The organism is Longimonas sp., assembly GCF_040409695.1.
GTDB lineage: Bacteria > Bacteroidota > Rhodothermia > Rhodothermales > Salinibacteraceae > Longimonas.
Map to the genome: position 1 here is coordinate 1 of NZ_JARWGJ010000041.1, position 2,803 is coordinate 2,803.

3 protein-coding genes are annotated in these 2,803 nt (G+C 61.4%); all 3 read left to right on the forward strand.

The genetic code is table 11. The annotated features are described in order from the left end of the window. On the forward strand, positions 1 to 1,989 hold a 1,989-nt coding region (locus PPP56_RS02260; protein WP_353562372.1), incomplete at its 5' end, for an alpha-amylase family protein. A 147-nt stretch (positions 1,990 to 2,136) separates the two neighbouring features. Further along, a complete protein-coding gene (locus PPP56_RS02265) occupies positions 2,137 to 2,526 on the forward strand; it encodes a SaeA-related protein (protein WP_353562373.1) in 390 nt (129 codons plus the stop codon). 25 nt (positions 2,527 to 2,551) lie between these two features. Beyond that, entirely contained in the window at positions 2,552 to 2,746 is a 195-nt protein-coding gene (locus tag PPP56_RS02270) for a hypothetical protein (protein WP_353562375.1), read from the forward strand. Positions 2,747 to 2,803 lie beyond the last annotated feature (57 nt).

A 2,803-nucleotide genomic window follows, 5' to 3' on the forward strand; every position in this document is an offset into this window, starting at 1 on the left:
CAAAAGCAGGGTATGAGTCTCGACGAACACGCCGAGGAACTCGCCTCCGACCTCGGCGCGGACAGTAATGCCAGCGACGATGGGTCGTATGACACCACCGATCTCGAGGTAGCCCTGGAGCGCCAAAAACTAATGGGCGGCTTCTTCCTGACCGTGCCCGGCCCACGTATGCTCTGGCAATTGGGCGAATTGGGCTATGGATGGGGCGAAGATGAGTGCCTCAAGCCGGGCGGGTTTGGCGACGATGGCGACTGCGCCCCCGACGATCCGGGGCGGACCGACCCCAAGCCGGTGCGCACCCAAGAGTACTTTAACGACCCCGATCGCCGCGCGGTCTACGAAACCTGGGGCGCGCTCCTGAACCTGCGTCAGGAGTTTGCGCCGATGCGCTCGCTCACCAGTGTAGAGCGTCTTGATGTGGGGCCGGGCAACGATCCCGTCCGCCACATTACGCTCACCGAAGGCAGTCAGCAGGTGCATATCGTTGGAAACTTCGGACTGACGGAAGCGGAAACGGATCTGAGCTTTCTGGAGAACGGCACCTGGTACGACTTCTTCCCCGGCGAAGCGTTTGAGGTCGATGACGGGAATCGCAATGACCCGGTTACCATGCAGCCCAGTCAGTTTCATGTGTTGGTCAACGAGCCGGTCGCCTTTCCTGAAGAAGACTGGCCCGGCTACGGGCTGCTACAGTCTCAGGCACTTGAAGTAGCCATCGACCGGGGCTTTGGAGGCGCTCCCGTTGACGCGGCGAATTATCGCCTTGTGGCCCTGCCTGGCGACGTAAATCTACCGCTTGCACAGGCAGTGTCGGGCCGTGCAGAGCGCGACTGGCAGGCCTACCTCGACGATGGGTCCGACGAGGACTTCCTCATCGCGTTCGACGGCTCCGATGCGTTTGACCTGCGTCCTGGAAATGGCTTCTGGCTTACAAGCCGGTCAAACTGGACCTTCAGCGATACATTTGAGCAGGTGGCGGTAGATGCTGAAACCGGAACAGCGACAATCGACCTGCAGGAAGGATGGAATATCATCTCGAATCCGCTCGGACAGTCGGTAGACTGGGATGCCGTCGACGCGGCCAACGCGGGTGAACTGCAGCCGATTCATGGCTTCGACGGGGCATTCAGCGAATCCCCTACGTTCACGTCGGCTACGGAAGGCGTGGCGTACTACTTCTTCAATGACGATTCAGGCCGCGACGCGCTGAACATTCCGCTGTCCTCGTCGAGCGCTGCTACGACGGCCTCCGCCGCAACAAGTGAACGTCCGGCTGCGCTATCTCTCACCGCGCGACCGGCACACGATGAAGACGCCCAGCGTGCCGCTTCGGCTGTCTATCTGGGCGTAGATGGCGAGCAGGCAAGCGTAATAGCGCCGCCCCAATCGTTCGAAGCGCTTAGCCTGCGCATCCAACCTGAAACCGAAGAAACTGCGTCGGAGCGCGCCCGCCTATCGACGCGCGAATACCGTGCAATGAACGGTGAGGGCGAGTCGTTTGCGCTCACGCTCTCTGCTGCAGAGTCGATGACTGTTTCGCTGACCGCCGGTCAATGGGAGGCTGTAGGAGGCTATCAGGTTGCCCTGATCGACGAGGCCGAAGGAACCGTTCATGACATGCGTCCGGGCGAGCCGGTGACGGTCGATGCGGGCCCCGACGCAACGTCGTTGCGTGTAGCTATTGGGACGCAGGCGTACATTGAGGAGCAAGCCCGCGAGGCGCTTCCCACCGAGGTGAGCCTGCGTGCCTATCCGAATCCGGTACGCGACCAGGCGACCATTGCCTATACCTTGACCGAGGCCGACGATGTGCGCATTGAGCTTTTCGATATGCTCGGGCGCCGCGTTAAGGTGATCGAAGATCGGACGCAGCAGGCAGGAACTCATGAGGCGCAGTTCAGCGCCGATGGGCTGGCCAGCGGGGTCTACTTTGGACGCCTGCATGTGGGAGGCAAAACGCTCACGCAGAAAATTACCGTGGTGCGATAAAGCAGGTAGCAGGGCGCAGGCACCGTGCCCGTATCCTGGTGCCTGCGCCTGCTGCGACTCGTTAGTGGACTCCAAAACGATTTTCCATATATGTCAATGCGTACGATAATGCCTACCACACCGCCTCGCTTCCTGTATCGCCTCAGCATGAGCATACTCGTTCTCGCACTCTGCGTGGTTGCGGCAGGATGCGACTCCTCGACCGACCCCGGAGACGACCCCGACCCACGCCCGCCTGTGGCTCCTTCGGGGCTGGAGGCCGCCTCGGGAGATTCGCAGGTTGCGCTTAGCTGGAGCAGCGTGAGCGACGTAGACGCGTACACGGTGTACCGCGCCACCGAGCCCATCTCTCGCGACGTGTCCAACGCTACTGCCGTCGAAAGCGGGCTGAGCGCTGCCGACTTCACCGACACAAGCGTGGAGAACGGAACGCTTTACTACTACCGCGTAACGGCCACCGCCAACGAGCTGGAAAGCAACGGGTCGAACCAAGTTGACGTAACTCCCTTCTCCCCCCCGCCCTCTGACCGGCCATAGCCGCACGCACGATCGCGAATCCATCGTGGTTGTGCTGAACCGGAGCAACGAAGCGCACAGCGCCCGCATCCCCCTGCCTGAACTGCTGCGCGGGATCTATGACGTTGCATGGACCTCCTCGGAAACGGACCGCCTGCAGCAAGATGCCGAGGCGCTGCACCTTGAGGTCGACGCCCATGCCGGACTCGTGCTACACCACACCGACGCATCCCACCGATAACTTCCCGACAGCCCTATGAAAACGACCATGGTTGACTTGTCTCGTATCTCGCGGATG